General features: G+C 63.9%; 17 protein-coding genes and 1 tRNA gene. 11 read left to right on the forward strand and 7 right to left on the reverse strand.

Annotated features, from left to right (window positions below; genetic code table 11):
• Positions 1-126 precede the first annotated feature (126 nt).
• Both lolA and B552_RS0119255 read left to right on the forward strand, forming a co-directional pair.
• Positions 127-762 carry an outer membrane lipoprotein chaperone LolA gene (gene lolA / locus B552_RS0119250; protein WP_019450685.1) on the forward strand — a complete coding sequence of 212 codons (636 nt, stop codon included), beginning with the start codon at positions 127-129 and terminating at the stop codon, positions 760-762.
• An 8-nt stretch (positions 763-770) separates the two neighbouring features.
• Positions 771-1,187 carry a hypothetical protein gene (locus B552_RS0119255; RefSeq protein ID WP_019450686.1) on the forward strand — a complete coding sequence of 139 codons (417 nt, stop codon included), beginning with the start codon at positions 771-773 and terminating at the stop codon, positions 1,185-1,187.
• A gap of 111 nt (positions 1,188-1,298) precedes the next feature.
• Here the strand turns inward: B552_RS0119255 and B552_RS29115 are convergent, their stop codons facing one another.
• Entirely contained in the window at positions 1,299-1,472 is a 174-nt protein-coding gene (locus tag B552_RS29115; protein ID WP_019450687.1) for a hypothetical protein, read from the reverse strand.
• Between the two features lie 194 nt (positions 1,473-1,666).
• Positions 1,667-2,350: a hypothetical protein gene (locus tag B552_RS0119265; protein ID WP_019450688.1), complete on the reverse strand. Its 684-nt coding sequence runs from the start codon at positions 2,348-2,350 to the stop codon at positions 1,667-1,669.
• A gap of 294 nt (positions 2,351-2,644) precedes the next feature.
• Here B552_RS0119265 and B552_RS0119270 point away from each other — a divergent pair, with 294 nt between their 5' ends.
• From B552_RS0119270 to B552_RS0119300, 7 genes are all read left to right on the forward strand, one after another.
• Positions 2,645-3,493, forward strand: a complete 849-nt coding sequence (locus tag B552_RS0119270; RefSeq protein WP_019450689.1) for an ABC transporter substrate-binding protein — start codon at positions 2,645-2,647, stop codon at positions 3,491-3,493.
• 54 nt (positions 3,494-3,547) lie between these two features.
• Entirely contained in the window at positions 3,548-4,243 is a 696-nt protein-coding gene (locus B552_RS0119275; protein ID WP_019450690.1) for an amino acid ABC transporter permease, read from the forward strand.
• Between the two features lie 2 nt (positions 4,244-4,245).
• The gene (locus tag B552_RS0119280; protein ID WP_019450691.1) at positions 4,246-4,938 is read left to right on the forward strand and encodes an amino acid ABC transporter permease; all 693 of its coding nucleotides are present in this window, start codon (positions 4,246-4,248) and stop codon (positions 4,936-4,938) included.
• A gap of 3 nt (positions 4,939-4,941) precedes the next feature.
• On the forward strand, positions 4,942-5,691 hold the full coding sequence (locus B552_RS0119285; RefSeq protein WP_019450692.1) for an amino acid ABC transporter ATP-binding protein: 750 nt from the start codon (positions 4,942-4,944) through the stop codon (positions 5,689-5,691).
• A gap of 111 nt (positions 5,692-5,802) precedes the next feature.
• Entirely contained in the window at positions 5,803-7,140 is a 1,338-nt protein-coding gene (locus B552_RS0119290; RefSeq protein ID WP_026035827.1) for a replication-associated recombination protein A, read from the forward strand.
• 142 nt (positions 7,141-7,282) lie between these two features.
• The gene (gene serS / locus B552_RS0119295) at positions 7,283-8,590 is read left to right on the forward strand and encodes a serine--tRNA ligase (RefSeq protein ID WP_019450694.1); all 1,308 of its coding nucleotides are present in this window, start codon (positions 7,283-7,285) and stop codon (positions 8,588-8,590) included.
• Between the two features lie 102 nt (positions 8,591-8,692).
• Positions 8,693-8,782: transfer RNA gene (locus B552_RS0119300), tRNA-Ser, on the forward strand.
• Positions 8,783-9,076: 294 nt separating this feature from the next.
• On the opposite strand, the gene B552_RS29390 is transcribed toward B552_RS0119300, so the two are convergent.
• From B552_RS29390 to B552_RS0119315, 3 genes are all read right to left on the reverse strand, one after another.
• A complete protein-coding gene (locus B552_RS29390; RefSeq protein WP_019450695.1) occupies positions 9,077-9,586 on the reverse strand; it encodes a pilin in 510 nt (169 codons plus the stop codon).
• 223 nt (positions 9,587-9,809) lie between these two features.
• The gene (locus tag B552_RS0119310; RefSeq protein WP_019450696.1) at positions 9,810-11,132 is read right to left on the reverse strand and encodes a hemolysin family protein; all 1,323 of its coding nucleotides are present in this window, start codon (positions 11,130-11,132) and stop codon (positions 9,810-9,812) included.
• 129 nt (positions 11,133-11,261) lie between these two features.
• Complete coding sequence (locus B552_RS0119315; protein ID WP_019450697.1) at positions 11,262-12,215, reverse strand: LysR family transcriptional regulator; 954 nt, start codon at positions 12,213-12,215, stop codon at positions 11,262-11,264.
• Between the two features lie 181 nt (positions 12,216-12,396).
• On the opposite strand from B552_RS0119315, the gene B552_RS0119320 reads away from it, so the two are divergent.
• Together B552_RS0119320 and B552_RS0119325 are read left to right on the forward strand one after the other, a co-directional pair.
• On the forward strand, positions 12,397-13,674 hold the full coding sequence (locus B552_RS0119320) for a D-amino acid dehydrogenase (protein ID WP_019450698.1): 1,278 nt from the start codon (positions 12,397-12,399) through the stop codon (positions 13,672-13,674).
• Positions 13,675-13,789: 115 nt separating this feature from the next.
• On the forward strand, positions 13,790-14,698 hold the full coding sequence (locus B552_RS0119325; RefSeq protein ID WP_019450699.1) for a glutamate/aspartate ABC transporter substrate-binding protein: 909 nt from the start codon (positions 13,790-13,792) through the stop codon (positions 14,696-14,698).
• 367 nt (positions 14,699-15,065) lie between these two features.
• On the opposite strand, the gene cphA (B552_RS0119330) is transcribed toward B552_RS0119325, so the two are convergent.
• Together cphA (B552_RS0119330) and cphA (B552_RS0119335) are read right to left on the reverse strand one after the other, a co-directional pair.
• Positions 15,066-17,636, reverse strand: a complete 2,571-nt coding sequence (gene cphA, locus B552_RS0119330) for a cyanophycin synthetase (RefSeq protein WP_019450700.1) — start codon at positions 17,634-17,636, stop codon at positions 15,066-15,068.
• Positions 17,637-17,672: 36 nt separating this feature from the next.
• Positions 17,673-20,324 (reverse strand): cyanophycin synthetase, encoded by a 2,652-nt coding sequence (gene cphA, locus B552_RS0119335; RefSeq protein WP_019450701.1) that lies wholly within the window; start codon positions 20,322-20,324, stop codon positions 17,673-17,675.
• Between the last annotated feature and the right edge of the window lie 64 nt (positions 20,325-20,388).

Genomic DNA, 20,388 nt, shown 5'->3' on the forward strand with positions numbered 1-20,388 from the left:
AGGCGGTTCCGGGCCGCCGATGTGACGGGTAACATACCGTTACGCCCGTCACACACGTTGCGCGGAATTCCCGATTCCGTGCAACGCTCCAACCGGACATCAGTGACTCAGGAAGGGATTCGATCCATGCGATACCGCATTCTCGCGCCACTGTGCGCCGCACTGGCACTGCTTGGTGCCGTGCCTGCCGCCCAGGCGGCGGCCACCGACCAGTTGCAGAGCTTTGTCACCAGCGTGAAGTCCGCACGCGGCGAGTTCACGCAGCAGCAAATGAAGGGCAAGGGCGCCGATGCCAAGGTGGCGGGCACGTCCAGCGGTACGTTCGCTTTTGCGCGCCCGGGCAAGTTCACGTGGCGCTACATCAAGCCTTACGACCAGTTGTTGCAGGCGGACGGCCAGACCCTCTATATCTACGACAAGGACTTGAACCAGGTGACCGAGCGCAAGCTCGATGGTGCGCTGGGTTCGAGCCCGGCGGCGATCCTGTTCGGCAGCAATGACCTGACAAAGAATTTCGACGTGAAGAACGGCGAGACGCGCGATGGCGTGGAATGGCTGGAGCTGACGCCGAAGGCGAAGGACACTCAATTCGAGCGGATCGGCATCGGCTTCAAGGGCGGCAACCTTGAGGCGATGGAGTTGCGCGACGCGTTCGGCAATACCACCATGCTGACGTTCTCGGCGATCCAGAAGAACCCGTCGCTGCCGGCGGACACTTTCCGTTTCACGGTGCCGAAGGGCGCTGATGTCATGAAGCAGTGAGGATCGACATGAAGGACGCCCCCGCATTCATCCCCCTTCGACGCCTGGCAATGCCGGGCGCCACGCTGGCTGCGGCGCTGGTGTTGTCCGCCTGCGCGGCCTCCCAGGCCAGTCACTTTGACGTCGATGCGTTCCTGCGCGGTTCGGATACGGCGCTACCGGAAGTGCTCGGCAACCCGGACTTCCTCAAGGCCACGCGCATTTCGCAGACCGACTGCGCAACGATGCTGCAATCGCCCTACAACGGCACGCTGGAAGATCTGCCGGCCAGCAATACGGCGCGCGGCCCGGCATGGCTGTTCCATCCGAGCGCTACGCCGGACAAGGTCTGGCTGGTGGTGGGCGAGGCCGGCGGCGAGCGCAATTGCCATGGCCCGCTGCCCGCCGATGCGATGAAAAAGCTCACTGAACGGGCCAAAGGCTAAGAGGCTGTTTCAGAATGAAGCGAAGCGGTTCTGGCTAGGCGCGCGGCCGCAGACAGTACAAGTGGTACGGCAAGGCCGCGCAACGACGCCAGAATCATTCTTAAACAGCCTCTAGGTTTGGCTGTGCCCTTCGCGCGCGTAGCGCTGGCGCGGTTTCGGCAGAGCTTGTAACTGCTCGCGCCGGACGCGGATCGCCTCGGCATCGCCACGCTTGATTGCCGCGCGCAAATTCAGCACGGCTTTGCGGTATTTCTTCTTCTTGCGGACGCGGGTCGTGATGGCCATGGCAGCGGCTTCCTCCTGAAATGCCGGCACCAGTGCCGGACTTGGTCATGGTAGGTCAGCCCCGGCCGCCCCGGTCCCCGATATCGAAATAATTCAGATCGGATCGCAAACCTGCTCAATGCTGCGAAGCAGCATATGACGCATGACTCTCGCGATGCCGCGTTGCGCCGCCGCATTGTGCTCAGAGTTTGCGCTCAGAGCAGGAAGCGCCGATTGTCGTTCTCGGCGAAGCGCGGCTCCACCTTCTTGAACTTGAGCTTTGTGCTGCTCTTTAGCTTGCGGCCTGCCAGCTTGCGCTGCAACTGGCGATGCACGGCGCGGATATGGCCGACGGAGTCCTGCGCATAAGGCTTGCCGTCCGTGGCGCCGGCCAGGCCGCCGCCCGCTGCGAGTGCCGCATTGTGCGCGGCTGCCGATTTTTCGATCAGTACGTCCAGTGCCTGGCGCGCGCGAACGGCTGCGTGAAGCGGGCCGTCGGCCGGATTGGCGCGGGCCCGGACCGCATCCTGCGGCAGGCGCACGTTGCCCGCCACGCGGCGCAGTGCGGCCCGCAGTTCGGCGCCATCGAGCGCGCCTTCCTGCACGATCCACACTGCATCGTGGCGCAGCCAGCCTTCCACGTCGGCCAGGCGGCGCAGCAGCGCCGACATCAGCATCCGGCCGCCAAAGCGGCGTGTACGCCGGATGGCGGCAAGGCCGATGCGGCGTACCTGCGGATTCACATGATCGACCAGGTCCGCGATGATGCGGTCGGCTTCCTCCTGCGATTCGACCAGCTCGGCAAACTGTCCCGCCAGAGAAATCTCTTCCACGCCGCTGAGCTTGTTCTTGCTCACCAGCCGGTTCAACTTGAACATCAGCATGCGGTAACGCAGCATACAAATCCCCGAATATCGATATAGCGACAAAAGTCCGCCAGGGTCTTCGTGGCCGGCAGCCGCACCCGCGCGATGCGTGCCGCATCGGTCGAGACGCGGGCCATTGGGTGTTATCGGCGCTGTCGCAGCGGACTTTAGGGGTGAGCCGGGGCGGATCTAGGCGTCCGGCGTGAGCCGGGCCGGATCGGGGCATGGTGTGGCGAAGATAGGGTTCCCCCGTACATCGAACCGGAAGCGTCACAAATAGACTATGGTCCAGCCGCACCCAACAAGACCTTCTACAGAGGAGAGAACATGCAAGCAGACTTCGGGCGGACACTCCGCCGACTCGCAGGCGTGGCAACGTTGTCGGCGCTTGCGCTGACCGCATTACCGGCCAGTGCCGACCAGTTGGCGGACATCAAGGCCAAGGGCGAACTGGTGTGCGGCGTGCTTGGCACGGACGAGCCGTTCAGCTATGTCGATCCGGGCAGCCGCGAGATCGTCGGGTATGACGTCGACCTGTGCAACGCGGTGGCCAAGAGCCTCGGCGTGAAAACCGTGCTCAAGCAGATTTCCGTGGCGGCCCGCCTGCCGGAACTCCAGCAGGGGCATGTGGACCTGCTGGCGGCATCGCTGACGCACAACAAGGAGCGCGAATCGCAGATCGACTTCTCGCTGTCCACCTTCATCACCGGTCAGAAGGCGATGGTCAGGAAGGACAGCGGCATCACCACGCTGGCGCAGCTGGACGGCAAGAAGATCCTGACGGTCAAGGGTTCCACGATGGAAACCAACATTGCCGCGAAGATCAAGAATGCCTCCGTGGTGTCGTTCGACAACAGCCCGCAGGCGCTGCTGGCGCTGGAGCAGGGCAAGGGCGTGGCCTACGTCAACGACGAGACCTCGCTGGTGAGCAACCTGGTGAAACTTGGGCCGGCGGCCAAGGACTACACGCTTGTGCCGCAGTACCTGTCCAGCGAGCACCTTGCGCTGGGCATCCGGAAGGGCGAGACCGGGTTCCGCAACCAGGTCAACCAGGTGCTGACCAAGATGGAAGCCGATGGCGACGCGCAGAAGCTCTTTGACAAGTGGTTCGGGCCGAACACGAAGATGAAGTTCCCGCCGCGCTCGTTCAAGATCTCCACTGACAAGATCGACTGAGGCTAGATAAACCTCCCTGGCGCTGTCCGGCACCACGCCGGACAGCCGCATGCCATGCCCACCTTCAACCTGTCGATGTTGCTGTCCGGGCAGTATCACGAATGGCTGGTCAGCGGCTTCGTGATGTCCGTCAAGCTGTCGGTCCTCGCGTTTGTGATATCGCTGCCGCTGGCTATCGTGATCGCCCTGTTGCGGCTCGCGCCAGTGGCCCCGCTGCGGGCCATCGGGCAAGCCTATGTGGAAGCCATCCGTAACGTTCCGCTGCTGGCCCACATGCTGTTCTGGTATTTCGGCGCGCCGCAGTTGCTGCCGTTCGCACTCAAGAGCTGGCTGTACGAGCACAACTATGAAGCGGTCAGCGCACTGATCGCGCTGGTGCTGTACACGGTCGCCTATATGGCGGAGGACATCCGCAGCGGCATTCGCTCCATTCCGAAGGAGCAACTGGAAGCCAGCCGCGCGCTCGGTTTCAGTTTCCTGGCTTCGATGCGGCTGGTGGTCCTGCCGCAATCGCTGCGCGTCACCGTGCCGCCGCTGGTGAACCAGACGCTTAACCTCTGGAAGAACTCCAGCATCGCCATGGTGATCGGCGTGGCCGAATTGATGTACCAGGCGCAGCAGGTGGAAAGCGCCACGTTCCGCGGCTTCGAGTCATTCGCGTTTGCCACGCTGGCCTACCTCACCATATCGATGTCGATCACGCTGTTCTCGTTGTGGTACCAGCACCGGTACCCGGTACGGACCATCTAGCCATGCTCGACGTCATCCAGAACTACGGTCTCTACTTCCTTATCGGCCAGTATCCGAATGGCCCGCTTGGCGGGCTGGTGCTGACCGTGATGCTCGCATCGGCCGGCCTGGTGCTGGCGCTGCCGGTCGGCATCGTGCTGGGGCTGTGCCGTGTGAGCCCGTTCAGCGCGTTGCGCTGGCCCGCCACGGCCCTGATCTACATCGTGCGCGGCACGCCGCTGCTGATGGTGGTGTTCTGGGCGTACTTCCTGCTGCCCTCGGTGACGGGGCTTCGCACGCCGCAGTTCGCGACGATGCTGGTTGCGCTGGTGGTCTTCGACGGTGCGTACCTGGCGGAAATCGTGCGGGCTGGCATCCAGGGGCTGCCGCGCGGCCAGATGGAAAGCGCGCGGTCGCTCGGGTTGTCGTACGCGCAGGCAATGGCGCTGGTCATACTGCCGCAGGCGCTGCGCAACATGCTGCCGTCGCTGGTCAACCAGCTTGTCTCGACGATCAAGGAAACGTCACTCGGTTATATCATCAGCCTGCCGGAAGTGTCGTTTATCGCCGGTCAGATCAGCACCCAGATGCTGACCCAGGCGGCGCAGGTCTATCTGCTGCTGGCATTCAGCTATTTCGTGATGTGCTTCGGGCTGACGCGCTGTGCGTATCTGCTTGAGCGCCGGCTTGCATCACGTTCCGCAGTGAAGGTGTAAATCATGATCAGCATCGAACATGTCAGCAAGTGGTATGGCGACTACCAGGCGCTGGTCGACGTCAATGAATCCGTGGCAAAGGGCGAAGTGGTGGTCGTGTGCGGACCATCGGGCTCTGGCAAGTCCACGCTGATTCGCACGCTGAACCGGCTTGAGGCCATCCAGAAGGGGCGGATCATCGTCAACGGGCAGGATGTCCATGCGCACAACGTGGACGTCAATGCGCTGCGCAGTGGCATCGGCTTCGTGTTCCAGCAGTTCAACCTGTTTCCGCACCTGACGGTGATCGAGAACTGCACGCTTGCGCCGGTGCGGCTCAAGCGGATGTCGCTGCAGGAGGCCAGGGCCTTTGCGATGAGCCTGCTTGAACGCGTGGGCCTGCCGCACAAGGCATCGGCCTATCCGGGGCAGTTGTCGGGCGGCCAGCAGCAGCGCGTGGCAATTGCCCGTGCGCTGGCGATGAAGCCGCCGGTCATGCTGTTCGACGAACCGACCTCGGCGCTCGACCCGGAAATGGTCAACGAAGTGCTGCAGGTGATGAAGGGGCTGGCGCGCGACGGCATGACCATGGTCTGTGTTACGCACGAAATGGGCTTCGCTCGGGAAGTGGCGGACCGCGTGCTGTTCATGGATCAGGGCGAAATCCTCGAGCGCGCCACGCCGGAACGCTTCTTCCAGAAGCCCGAGCATCCGCGCGCGCAACGCTTCCTGTCCGATATCCGGTCGCCCTGGGAGTCCGTCGTCGCCTCCTGATGTCGATGGTGACGGCGAGGGTGACGCCGATGGCACGCGGTGCCGATGGTCTACACTGTGGCGTTTGCGGGCCGCGCTTGCGGCTGCACCACTTTGAGAGGCTCAAGCACCGTGGCGGATTCGCTGTTCTCCGATCCCCCTGACCGTTCCCGCATGCCGCTGGCCGAGCGCCTGCGCCCGCGCAACATAGACGAAGTCATCGGCCAGCAGCACCTGCTGGGCCAGGGCAAGCCGCTGCGTGTGGCGTTCGAGTCGGGCGAGCCGCATTCGATGATCCTGTGGGGCCCGCCAGGCGTGGGCAAGACCACGCTGGCGCGGCTGATGGCGGATGCGTTCGATGCCGAGTTCATCGCGCTGTCGGCAGTGCTGTCGGGCGTCAAGGACATCCGCGAGGCAGTCGAGCGTGCCGAGCAGTTCCGCGCGCATGGCCGGAGCACGCTGGTGTTCGTCGACGAGGTGCATCGCTTCAACAAGAGCCAGCAGGACGCGTTCCTGCCGCATGTGGAAAGCGGCCTGTTCACGTTTATCGGCGCCACGACCGAGAACCCGTCGTTCGAGGTCAATGGCGCATTGCTGTCCCGCGCGGCCGTCTACGTGCTCAAGAGCCTGGACGAGGGCGAGTTGAAGCAGCTCGTGCTGCGCGCCAGCGAGGAGCTTGGCGGCATCCGATGGGACGATGAGTCGATGGGCCTGATCATCGGCTCGGCCGATGGCGATGGCCGCAAGCTGCTCAACAACATCGAGATCGTGGTACGTGCCGCGCGCAACGCCGGTGCGGACTTGATCGACACGGCGCTGCTGGGCAGCGCGCTTTCCGAAAACCTGCGCCGCTTCGACAAGGGCGGCGATGCGTTCTACGACCAGATCAGCGCGCTGCACAAGTCCGTGCGCGGATCGGACCCGGACGGTGCGTTGTACTGGTTCTGCCGCATGCTCGACGGCGGCGCGGACCCGCGTTACCTGGCGCGCCGCATCGTGCGCATGGCATGGGAAGACATCGGCCTGGCCGATCCCCGTGCGGCACGCATCACGCTCGATGCGTCGGAGACCTACGAACGGCTTGGCTCGCCTGAAGGCGAACTGGCACTGGCGCAGGCGCTGCTGTACCTGGCCGTGGCGCCCAAGTCGAACGCCGGCTACAACGCCTACAACGCGGCGCGAGCCTTTGTATCGAAGGACAAGTCGCGGCCCGTGCCCGTGCACCTGCGCAATGCGCCGACGAAGCTGATGAAGGAACTCGGCTACGGACACGCGTACCGCTACGCCCATGACGAGCCCGAGGCGTACGCGGCAGGCGAACACTATTTGCCCGACGATCTGCGCCGCCAGGACTGGTACCAGCCGACGCCACGCGGGCTGGAAGGCAAGATCGGCGACAAGCTGCGGCATCTGCGCGAGCTTGACGAAGCCTGGCGTCGCGACCAGCGCGGCAAGTCCGGCAAGGACTGATCGGGGCCAAAGTCCGGCAAAGTCCGGCAAAGTCCGAACAGAGACGGATTTCCTTTCAGATTCGTACCGGGCAGGTCATGCCAGTGCAGTAAAATGTCGCGTTCGCCGGCATGTTGCCGGCACTGCACATCGACCAAGCAACATGCTCGACATCCAGCTGCTCCGCAAAGACATCGACGCCGTGGCCAAGCGCCTTGCCACGCGCGGCTTCCAACTAGACGTGGCCCTGTTCCAGGGCCTCGAAGCCGAACGCAAGCAACTGCAGACCCAGACTGAGGATCTGCAGGCGCGCCGCAACAGCCTGTCGAAGCAGATCGGCATGCTCAAGGGCAAGGGCGAGGACGCCTCTGGCCCGATGGCCGAAGTCGCCGGTATCGGCGATACGCTGAAGGCCTCCGCCCAGCGCCTGGCCGAGATCCAGGACCAGATCAGCGACGCAATGCTGTCGATCCCGAACCTGCCGCACGAAAGCGTGCCGACGGGCAAGGACGAAACCGACAACGTCGAAGTCCGTCGCGTAGGCACGCCGCGCACGTTCGACTTCGAGGTCAAAGATCACGTCGACGTCGGCGCCAAGCTCGGCCTCGACTTCGAAACCGCATCGAAGGTCACCGGCTCGCGCTTTGCGTTCCTGCGTGGCGGCGTGGCGCGCATGCACCGCGCACTGGTCCAATTGATGGTGGACACGCATACGCTCGAACACGGCTACACCGAGATGTATGTGCCGTACATCGTCAATGCTGCGTCGATGCGTGGCACCGGCCAGTTGCCGAAGTTCGAGGACGACCTGTTCAAGGTACCGCGCAAGGTTGGCGGTGAAGATGGCCAGGATGCCATCGAGAACTTCTACCTGATCCCCACCGCCGAAGTGCCGCTGACCAACATGGTCCGCGACGCGATCGTCGCCGCGGAAAAGCTGCCGCTGCGCTTCGTGGCCCATACGCCTTGCTTCCGCTCGGAAGCGGGTTCGTACGGCAAGGACACGCGCGGCATGATCCGCCAGCATCAGTTCGACAAGGTCGAAATGGTCCAGGTGGTGCAGCCCGAGCAGTCGATGGACGCGCTCGAGCAGATGACCGGCCACGCCGAAACGATCCTGAAGAAGCTGGAACTTCCGTTCCGCACCGTGGTGCTGTGCACGGGCGACATGGGCTTTGGCAGCACCAAGACCTACGACATCGAAGTGTGGATCCCGGCGCAGAACACGTACCGCGAAATCAGCTCGTGCTCGAACATGGGCGACTTCCAGGCGCGCCGCATGCAGGCCCGCCTGCGCGCGGGGCAGGGCAAGCCGGAACTGGTGCACACGCTGAACGGCTCGGGCCTGGCCGTGGGCCGCACGCTGGTGGCAATCCTCGAGAACTACCAGAACGCCGATGGCTCGCTGACCGTGCCGAAGGCGCTGCAGCCGTATATGGGCGGCATCACGCGCCTGGAACCGGAAGCGTAAAAATAGTTGCCGCAGGGACTTGCACAGAACATAGCAATGTCCCTATAATCTTGGTTTCGCCGCTAACGCAGCGACGTGATGTGGCCACAAGCAAGAGTTACCGGAGAGGTGGCAGAGTGGTCGAATGTACCTGACTCGAAATCAGGCGTACCGGCGACGGTACCGTGGGTTCGAATCCCACCCTCTCCGCCAAACAAAAAGCTGCCGACGGATTCGACCACCGGCAGACAAAAACAGCGTAGTTAAGCTAAGAACCGACACCTGCGAAAGCACGTGTCGGTTTTGTTTTTTCGGCGTGCAATTCTGGCGGATTGCATCGGCAACGATTGCTGCTGTGCTGGCACTGGATGGCATGGAAGCTGGCCATAGTGTTCGCTCAATATCCCGCCCTCAACCGATTCAGCAAGCGACGTCGAATTTGGCAATTGGGGTCTTCATAACGAAAAAGGGCGCCCGAAGGCGCCCTGACCAGCATCTAGCTAACTATTACGTACGGCAGTTTGCAGGACGCAGGTTGTTCGGAATGTCGCCAGCAATACCGCAAGTCCATTGGCCCGGCCAGACCGTGCCAGCAGCGGAGAGATCAAGAGCGCCGCCAGCCGCGCTCGTCGGGGTCAGCGTCAGGGTGCCGGCCGCGCCAACAGCCGCAGCAGTATAGGTGATCGTGATAACTCCAGCTGCACTGACAGCAATGCCGGTCACGTTTTGCGTCGCGCCGGGGAATGCATAGCCAATGTTGTTGGCACCATTGTCGGCGATCGCGGTTGCCATGCTGATCGGACCGCGAGTTTGAAAGGTTTCGCCGATTGCCGTCTTAACCGGATCCGCGAGTCCCAGACCTTCCGACACGCGAGCACGGCGAGTGTAGTCCTGATACTGCGGAATTGCGATAGCGGCCAGAATACCGATGATCGCGACGACGATCATCAGTTCGATCAGCGTGAAACCCTTTTGAGCGCGACGGCCCAGGTTCTTCAATTGTTGTACCCGTTGCATGATTTGACCCCTCGAAGAGATTTTTCAAAGGCAGCGTAAGTGCTGCGGGGGAGATGTGAGCAATCCTTGTGCCATACCTTTTAGGTGCTTATAAGGCACAAATTGTGACAAAATCTGGCAATTCATGGCGTGCGGAATGACAAATTCTGTCAGTGATGGTTTGGCTATATGAGAAGTGTGACAAATTGTGTCACTCTGCACTGACGGAAATTGTCATCCGGCCCTAGCTGTCTTCCCCAGCAAGCGCCGTCTGCGTAGCCGCCGTCGGCAACCGCGACACCAGCAACTGGTCGATCTTGTGATGGTCGATGTCGACCACCTCGAAGCGGAAGCCTGCCACGGTGATCGATTCCGACTTCTTCGGGATACGTTTTAGCGAGTAGATGACCAGCCCGGCGGCGGTGTCGACATAGTCCTCGCCGGGCAGCATGTCGAGGTCGAGCGCTTTTTTCAGGTCCACCAGCGGGGTCAGGCCGTCTACCAGCCATGACGAATCGTCGCGGCGCACGATCTGTTCGTCTTCGTTCGAGTACAGGATGTCGCCCATCAGCGCGCCGACGATGTCGTCGAGCGTGACGATGCCGACAACCAGGCCGTACTCGTTCATCACCACCGCAAAGTTCTCGTGCATCTCGCGGAAGCGGGTCAGCGATTCGGACAGCGTCAGCGTATCCGGTACCACCAGCACGTTCTTGTCGTAGTGCTTGCCGATGCTGTCCAGCGCCGCGCCGGATTCGTCGGCCAGCAGCAGTTGCAGGATGTCTTTCGAATCGATATAGCCGAGCACATCGTCGATGCTCTTGCCGCACACCGGGTACTGCGCGTGCGGTTGCTTGACGAGTTTGCGGCGCACGCTGTCGGCGGTCTCGTCCAGCGTCAGGAACACCACGTCGTCGCGCGGGGTCATGATGGCCGTGATTGGCTTCGAGTCGAGTTCGAACACGTTTTCGATCAGATGCAGCTCGTGCTTGTGCAGCACGCCGGCTTCGGCGCCCGCATCGACCATCGCGGCGATGTCTTCGGTGGTGATCTGATCGACCGGCTTGGTGGGGATGCCAAACAGCTTGAGCGTGGCATCGGCCGCCGTATTGAACACCCAGACCACCGGCTTGAAGATCCTGAGCAGCGTGAGCATCGGGCCGATCACGTGCACGGCGCATGTCTCCGGGAAGGTCATGGCGATGCGCTTGGGAATCAGGTCTGCGAACTGGATGAACAGCAGCGTAACGATCAGGAATGAGCCGATGTTGGCCACGCGCTGCGCAAGGCTGGCGTCCACATACGGCAGCAGAAGTCCGTAGACAAGGTCGGACACATGCTTCTCGCCAAGAATACCGGCCAGGATGGCCACGCTGTTGACGCCGATCTGCACCACGGTAAAGAAGTTGCCGGGCTCTTCCTTGAGCAGCAATACCTTGGTTGCGCGTCGGTCGCCACGCTCGGACAGGACTTGGAGCTTGGTGCGCCGGGCAGCGGTCAGGGCGATCTCGGAGATCGAGAAAAACGCGCTCGCCAGCACGAGGAGGATCAGGGTAAGGACGAACATAGGGGTTACGCGCCGATCGGTGCGTGTTGATGATGGTGCACCGCGTGTGGCGCTGTCAATTGTCTGGTCAATGTCTGCTCCTGCCTGCTTCGGCCTGTTCCGGTCGTCCTTGTCATCCCTATCTAGTCGCTAGCGGGTGGCCGGGTCGAATTGCACGATAGGTGCTTCCAGACGGTCGCCCAACGTGGCGGCCAACGCCGTGGCGGACGCCGCGAACTGTTCCTGCATGTCGTCGACCAGACTCGATGCGCCGCGATGGGTGGCGCGCAGCATCTGGATCTCGAACGGCAATTCGGGTTGCACATCGTGCAGCGCGACGTTGGCCGGGTTGGCGCTCAACGCTGTGTATTGATCGAGCAGCGTCACGCCGAGCCCTGCATCGACCAGGGCCAGCGCCAGCGAGTAGGTTTGCACCTCTAGCGTCGAGTGGGGCTCCAGGGCGTGGCGCGCCAGCGTTTGCCGAACAAGTAGCCCAAGAGAGCTGTCGTCGTCATAGCCGATAAACGGGCGATCCATCAGCTTGCGGATTGCCACGATGCCACGCTTGCCGCCGGACGGGAGCGGCTGGGGGCGAGGCACGGCCAGCAGCATGCGTCCCGCGGCCACGGGTTTGCTGGTGATCGCTTCATGCCGCGGCGGCGCGAAGGCGAAGCCCACGTCGATCTGGTTGGCCAGCAGTGCCTCGACGATCTCGCTGGTATGGTGCGTCAGCACCTGGACCTGCGTTTCCGGATGTCGCGCACAGAACCGGCGAACCGCAGGCACCAGCAGTGGATTGGCCAGGCTTGGCGTGGCGGCTACGCGCAGGCGCCCGGCCCCCTTGTGGCGCAGGCTCTCCGAAACGCGCCGCACGCGCTCGATCTCCCCATATAGCCTTTCGACATCCCCATAGAGCGCCATGGCCTCGGGCGTTGGCTGCAGCCGGCCTCGCTGCCGATCGAACAGGCGGAAGCCGAGCGAGGACTCTGCATGCTGCAGCACGCGGGAAACCACGGGCTGGGAGACATGGAGCAGGCGCGCTGCCTCGCTGACAGTGCCGGTCAGCATGACGGCGCGGAAGACTTCGATCTGGCGTAGGCGCATCGTTCAGGTGCGATGGAGTATTCGGCGTGGTGCGGGGAAATGGTGCTTTGCACTACGGGTAGACCCGGGTGGCGGGCATCTATAGCTTGAGGACATATTCTGGCACGTATTGGCATTGGGCAAGCCGCGCAGGGTGATCTACGCTCTGGCCCATTGTTTGAACGGGATGCAAGGCTAGTCGATGCGCGTAGCGATCGTGGGTGCGGGCGTGGTTGGCATGACCACCGCCTGGCGGTTGGTCAACGATGGTCATGAAGTGACAGTGGTGGAACGCCATGACGGGCCGGGAGAGGAAACCAGCTTCGCCAATGGCGGGCAGCTCAGCTACAGCTACGTGGCGCCGCTGGCCGGGCCGGGCGTGCTGTCGAAGGTGCCGGGCTGGCTGCTGGACCGCGACTCGCCCATGCGCTTCCGTCCGTCGATGGACCCCGCGCAATGGCGCTGGCTGCTGGCCTTCGTTGGCGCGTGCAATGCATCGACGAGCGAGGCCACCACTCGGAAGCTGCTGCGCCTGGCCTTTTATTCGCGAGATCTGATGCAGGCGTTCGTCAGCCGGCCGGATGCACGGGAGGAGGGCGGAGGTTTTGACTTTGCGCGGCGCGGCAAGCTGATCGTGCATCGCGATGCTGCGGCGTACGAGTCGGCGTGTCGACTGCTGGATTACCAGGCGAGCCTTGGCTGCGAGCAGCAGGCGCTGGACCGCGATGCAACCGTCGCGCTGGAGCCGGCGCTGGCCGGCATCAGACAGGACATCGCCGGTGCAATCTACACGCCGAGCGAAGAAGTGGGGGACTGTCACCGCTTCTGCGTGTCGCTGGCCCATCTGTTGCAAGGCAGGCCCGGTGTCACGCTGCGCTTCGGTACGCGTGTGACCGAACTGGTGCGCACCGGCGACCGCGTCACCGGCCTGCGTACCGATACGGGGGAGATTCGCGCCGATGTGGTGATCGTGTCAGGCGGGATCGGTAGCGTGCCGCTGCTCAAGCCGCTCGGCGTTAGGCCGATGTTGTGGCCGCTCAAGGGCTACAGCATCACGGTGCGGATTGCCGAAGGCGTGCTGGCGCCGCGCATCAGCGTGACGGACTTCGCCAACAAGATCGTCTACGCGCGCATTGGCGACACGCTGCGCGTGGCGGGGGTGGCGGATATTGTGCGCGGCGGCGCCGTGATCGACCGGGAGCGTGCGCAGACGCTGGTCACGCAGACACGCGCCGTGTTTGGCGACGTGGCCAGCGGTGCCGGCCTTGACGCGCTGCAGCCATGGGCAGGATTGCGCCCGGCTACGCCGACAGGGATGCCCATGATCGGCGAATCGCGCGTTCGCGGCCTGTGGTTGAACCTTGGCCACGGCGCACTCGGCTTTACGTTGGCCATGGGCAGCGCCGGGCTGCTGGCCGACAGGCTGGCTGGCCGCGAGCCGGCCATCGATGCCGGAGATTTCAGTGCAGCGTCTGCCTAGCTTTTGAGGCCGACGCACACGGGTTGTGCTGGAAGTCGTAGTACGTAGATTGAGATTGCCTCGAGTTGTGACATTAGCCGTGCCATTAAACCAAGCCCCATCAAGGAGCCGAACCATGAAGTCACTGTCTGTCCGTCCGACCACCATCACCCGCCTGCTGGCTGCCGCCGCGCTGGTCTGCGCCGCTGCCGGCGCGCATGCCGCGGATGGCGATACGCTCAAGAAGATCAAGGACAGCGGCGTGATCTCGCTCGGCTACCGCGAATCGTCGATCCCGTTTTCGTACTCGGACGGCAAGGAAGTCATGGGCTACTCCCACGATTACCTGCTGTCGATCGTCGACAAGGTGAAGTCGACGCTGAACATGCCGAACCTGCAGGTCAAGATGATCCCGATCACGTCGCAGAACCGCATTCCGCTGATGCAGAACGGCACGATCGATATCGAGTGCGGCAGCACCACGAACAACCTTGAGCGCCAGAAGCAGGTGGCGTTCTCCAACAGCCTGTTCATCTACGGCATTCGCATGCTGACGAAGAAGGATTCGGGCGTGACGGATTTCCCGCAGCTCAAGGACAAGAACGTGGTGACCACGGCCGGCACCACTGGCGAGCGCCTGCTGGTCAAGATGAACGGCGAAGGCATGAACATGAACCTAACCAGCGCCAAGGACCATGGCCAGGCCTTCCTGATCCTGGAGTCGGGACGCGCCGTTGCATTCGTCATGGACGAGCCGCTGCTCTACGGCGAGCGCACCAAGGCAAAGAACGCCGCCGACTGGGTAGTGGCCGGCAAGCCGCTGCAGACCGAAAACTACGCCTGCATGTTCCGCAAGGATGATCCGTCGTTCAAGAAGCTCGTTGATGGCGTGGTGGCCGACACGATGAAGAGCGGCCGCGCCGAGAAGCTCTACGCAAAGTGGTTCCAGTCCCCGATCCCGCCGCGCGGCATCAACATGAACTACCCGCTGTCGCCGGATATGAAGCAATTGTTTGCAGAGCCCAACGACAAGGCATTCCAATAAGGACAGTTTTGCAGTTCAGTTTAAGCGGGGGTCTCTCCTACTTGATCGACAAGTAGGGGGAGGGGAGGGTGTAGATGCATCCAGAAAAACAGAGCGCTGTACAGCGGCGTATCAGCATCGAGCCCTCTCCTCATCTGGCGGCACAGGGAACTGCGAAGCGCGTTGTTATGCGCTCCCCTCGCCCACTTGTGGGAGAGGGGTGGGGGAGAGGGCTTTGAGGTTCAAATCACGATCACACGCATCTTGAGCCGCTTTGCCCTCTCCCGCGCGGCGGGAGAGGGGAGCAACCCACTGGCATGTGAGACGGGATCGATGTTCTTCCCCTTCCCGCAGGCGCAGCGGGAGAGGGGAGCACACAACGGGTGAATTACTGCTCAGCGATGCGCTTTGCGATGTGGTCTAGCGCTTCTTCCACCTGGTCGATCAGGATCAGGCACAGGTCGCCGGGCTGCAGATGGCTCAGTGCGGTGTCGATGGCCACGAACTCGCCGCGGATTTCCTCGACCTGGCTCGTGCGCTGGGCGCCTTGCAGGCCCTCGCGCAGCAACGCCAGTACCTCGCCATCCTCACGGCCGCGCTGGCACTGATCCTGGTACAGCACCACCTCGTCGAACACGCCGCCGAGAATTTGCGTCTGCTTGCGGATGTCCTCGTCGCGGCGGTCGCCCGCGCCGCTGATTACCACCACGCGGCGCTTCGACGGGATGGACTGCACTGCATTGCACAGCGCCTGGATCGCGTCGGGGTTGTGGCCGTAGTCGGCAATCAGCGTGGCACCCTTGTAGTCGAACACGTTGAAGCGGCCAGGGGCCGTCGCGGCGTCGTTGACGAAGGTGGCCAGTGCGCGGCGGATCACTGCCCAGTCGATGCCCAGCGCCCAGGCGGCGGCCACCGACGACATGGCGTTCTCCACCTGGAATCCGATCGAACCATTGCGCGTGAGCGGAATATCCGCGAGTGCGATGCGCACCGAGTTTTCGCCTTCGGTTGCCACGATATGGTCGCCGTCGACGAACACCACGCGCTTGCCCTGCGCACGGTGCAGCGCCATCGCTGGCAGGCCTGCGTCGTGGGCGAAGAGTGTGACGGAGCCAGGGCAGGCATCGGCCATGCGCGCGACCATCTGGTCGGCCGCATTGAGCACGGCCATGCCGTGCGGCGCCACGTTCTGCACGATCACGCTCTTCAGCACGGCCAGGTCTTCCACGGTGCTGATGTACGACAGGCCAAGGTGGTCACCTTCGCCGACGTTGGTCACCACGGCCACGTCGCAACGGTCGAACGCCAGGCCCTCGCGCAGCAAGCCGCCGCGCGCGGTTTCGAATACGGCCGCGTCGACATCCGGGTGCAGCAGGACGTTGCGCGCGCTGCGCGGACCGCTGCAGTCTCCGGTATCGATGCGTTCGCCCTGGATGTACACGCCGTCGGTGCCGGTCATGCCCATACGCAGGCCGTTGGATGCCAGGATATGCGTGATCAGGCGCACCGTGGTGGTCTTGCCGTTGGTGCCGGAAACCGCCACCACCGGGATGCGGCCGTCGTCGCCATCGGTGAACATCGTCGAGATGATCGCTTCGCCAACGGCACGGCCCTTGCCGTACGACGGCTGCAGGTGCATGCGCAGGCCCGGCGCGGCGTTGACTTCCACGATACCGCCGGCCTGTTCCTCGAACGGCTTGAGCATCGTCTCGCAGACGGCATCCACACCACAGATGTCCAGGCCCACCATCTGCGCAGCAGCCACGGCGCGTGCGGCGATGTCCGGGTGGACGTCGTCGGTGACGTCGGTGGCGCTGCCGCCGGTGGACAGGTTCGCGTTGTTGCGCAGAACCACGCGCGTGCCCTTGGCCGGCACGGAGTCGGCGGTCAGGCCCTGCTTGGCCAGCGTGGCCAGCGCGATGTCGTCAAAGCGGATCTTGGTCAGCGACGTGGCATGGCCTTCGCCACGGCGCGGGTCGCGGTTCACTTCCTCCACGAGTTGGCGCACCGTGTGCGATCCATCGCCAATCACCTGCGGCGGATCGCGGCGTGCTGCTGCCACGAGGTGCTTGCCCACCACGAGCAGGCGGAAGTCGTGGCCAGGGATGTAGCGTTCGACGATCACGTCGGAAGAAATGTCCGAGGCCACTTCATAGGCCGTCATCACTTCCTCGCGCGTACGGATGCGCACGGCTACGCCCTTGCCCTGGTTGCCGTCACGCGGCTTGACCACCACCGGGCCGTTGATTTCCTGCGCGGCGGCCCATGCCTCTTCGGCGCTGGAGACCGAGCGGCCCATCGGCACCGGCACGCCGGCCGCGTGCAGCAAGCTCTTGGTCAGATCTTTGTCCTGCGCGATCGATTCGGACACGGCGCTGGTCATGTCGGTTTCGGCGGCCTGGATGCGGCGCTGCTTGCTGCCCCAGCCGAACTGGACCATTGAGCCCTGCGTCAGGCGGCGATACGGAATGCCGCGCGCCACGGCTGCGTAGACGATCGAGCCCGTGCTCGGGCCCAGGCGTACGTCTTCGTCGAGTTCGCGCAGGCGGTGCAGTGCATCGTCGAGATCGAACGGCAGGTCGTCACGTGCGGCGATGCAAAGCTGCTCGGCCAGTTCGAACGCCAGGCGGCCCACTTCCTCTTCGCTGTACTGCACCACCACCTGGTAGGTGCCCGGCTCGAGCGTGGGGGACGTATTGCTGAACGTGACCGGGCAGCCGGCCGAGGCCTGCAGCCCAAGCGCGGCCACTTCGAGCACGTGGGCCATTGATGGTGAACCGGCATCTTCGTCGGGGCGCAGCGGGCCGATGGCCGGAAAGCGCCCGCGCAGACGGTCTTCGAAGCCGGGCAGTTCGGCCAGAAGATGGGACTTGTCCGAGCACGCCACGATGGCTTCGATGGCCGTGTGACGGCACCAGAGATTCGGGCCACGCAGGGCCCGGATGCGAGAAACTTCCATAGAATCAGTCTTCCGTTTTTCTTCGCGGCTCGCGCATCACGCGCGGCGTCCGGCGCGGCCCATCCACTGGTGCACCTGCTCCACCGTGCTTTCGGTCGAGCCCTCGTCGCATTGCAGGACCAGCAGGTCGCCCGCTGCAAGCTGCGACAGCGCGGCTTCCACCGCTGCGCGGCGCGCGCCTTCGTCGATGATCTTGGTCACGCGGCGGCCTTCGTACAGGCCCTTCTTGAGCAGCGCGCGCGCCTCGGTCTCGGGCAGATCGCGCTTGACGCTGTGGTCCTCGCACAGGAACACGCGGTCGAACGTGGCGCCAATCACCTTGCCTTGATCGATCAGGTCCTCTTCGCGGCGCTGTACGCCCGCGCCAAACACGATCATGCGTCGTTCCGACGGGAAGCGGTCCAGCGCGGCGGCCAGCGCCTCGAGTGCGGGCGCGTTGTGCGCGTCGTCCACGATGACCGTGGCGCCATGGTGCTCGAACAGCGTGAAGCGGCCCGGCACATCCACCTGGCCCACGTCGAACGTGACGATGCCGGCGCGGATCAGGTCGTTCGAAATGCCGAGTGCCCAGCCCGTGGCCACGGCGGCCAGCACGTTCTCGATCTGGAACGCAACGCGGCCGGCGTAGGTCAACGGAATCGCCGAGACATCGGTCAGCGCCGTTTCGCTGCTGCCGGTGGCCAGCACCACCTTGCCGTCGCGCACGAACACAGCACGCTTGCCTGCCGCGCGATGCGTGGCGATGGCCGGCAGGTCGGCCGACAGGCCAAAGAAGATCACGTCGCCATCGCACAGCTCGGCCATCTCGACCAGGCGCTCGTCGGCGGCGTTCAGCACCCCCACGCCTTCCTTGAGCACCACGTCGACCTGCGTGCGCAGCACGTTGTACATGCGGTCTTCATCTTCGACGTAGAAGTCGCCGATGTGATCGGGCTTGCCGAAGTTCGTGACCACGCCCACCTGGCAGCGGTCATAGGGCAGGCCCTGCGACAGGATCATGCCGCTGTCGTTCTCGAACACGGCAGCTTCCACCGCGCGGTTCATCAGGATGCGATGACCGGCATCCCAGCTCGCGCGGTCGCCACGGCCGCCTTTTTCCACCTGGCGGCGGTCCAGGAACAGGCCGTCGCTGCACGCCAGCCCCGTGTGCTTGCCCGACAACTGCAGCAGGCGCGCCACGAGCTTGGCCACCACGGTCTTGCCGTTGGTGCCGGTAATGCCCACCACGGGGATGCGGCCATCGTCTTCCACGCCGTTCCGGCTCGGGAACAGGTGATCGACGATTGCACGGCCCACCGGGCGCGGCTCGCCTTCGGCGGGCTTGATGTGCATCAGCAGGCCAGGGCCGGCGTTGACTTCCACGATGGCGCCGCGCTGCTCGCCCAGCGGACGCGAGATGTCCGTTGCGACGAGGTCCACGCCGGCGATGTCCAGGCCCACGATGCGTGCAGCCAGCGCAGCATGCGCGGCCACGCTCGGATGCACGCGGTCGGTGACATCGAACGCGACGTTGCCGTTGCGCTGGATCAGCACGGTGCGGCCTTCCGGCGGCACGGCGCTGCCGTCGGCATAGCCCTGACGCTTCAGCTCCAGGCGCGCGGCGGAATCCAGGCGTACGCGGTTCAGCGGATGGTCCTCGGTGGCCCCGCGGCGCGGATCGGAGTTGATCTGCGATTCGATCAGCTCGTCGATGGTCGACTTGCCGTCGCCGACAACCGAGGCGGTCTCGCCCATCGCGGCGGCCACCACGCGGCCGCCCACCACCAGCAGACGGTGTTCGTTGCCGGGGATGAAGCGCTCGACGATCACGCCGTTGCCTTCTTCGATGGCCACGGCGTAGGCCGTTTCCACTTCCTCGCGCGTCATCAGGTTGGTGAATACGCCACGGCCATGGTTGCCGTCGTACGGCTTGACCACCACGGGCACGCCGATGTCCTCGGCGGCGTCCCAGGCGTCCTCGGCGCTTTCGACCATGCGGCCTTCCGGCACGGGCACGCCGCACGATTGCAGCAGGCTCTTGGTCAGGTCCTTGTCGCGCGAGATCGACTCGCCGATGGCGCTGGTGCGATCGGTCTCGGCCGTCCAGATGCGGCGCTGGCGGGCACCGTAGCCAAGCTGCACGAGATTGCCGTCCGACAGGCGGATCGACGGGATGTCACGGTCGTCGGCGGCATCGACGATGCATGCGGTGCTCGGACCCAGGCAGTGGTCGTCGACCAGGCGGCGCAGGTTGTCCACCGCGGCGGGGACGTCGAACGGACGGTCCTCGATGGCGGCCATCACCAGGTCGCGGGCCGTGAATAGCGCGGCACGGGTCACTTCCTCGTGCCAGGCGCGCACGATCACCTTGTAGACGCCGCGGACCGGGGTCTCGCGGGCTTTGCCGAAGCCGCCCGGCATGCCTGCCAGGTTCTGCAGCTCAAGCGTGACGTGTTCCAGGATGTGGCCTGGCCAGGTGCCTTCCTTCAGGCGCTGCAGGAAGCCGCCGCGCACGCCGGGGCTGCAGCGGTGTTCGATCAGCGTCGGCAGCCAGGTCGAAAGTCGCTCGTAGAACCCCGGAATCGTGTTGGAGGGGAAATCCTCCAGTTCGCCGATGTCGACCCATGCCTCCAGCACCGGCCGATATGTCCACATATTCGGGCCGCGCAGCGACATGACATCGAAAATCTCAATGTCCTTCTTTTTCATTGATTTAGCTTTGAGGCAGTGGGCTGAATACCCGAGAAATGGAAGCCTAACCTTTCGTTAACGT

It is taken from the genome of Cupriavidus sp. BIS7 (genome assembly GCF_000292345.1).
Lineage (GTDB): Bacteria > Pseudomonadota > Gammaproteobacteria > Burkholderiales > Burkholderiaceae > Cupriavidus.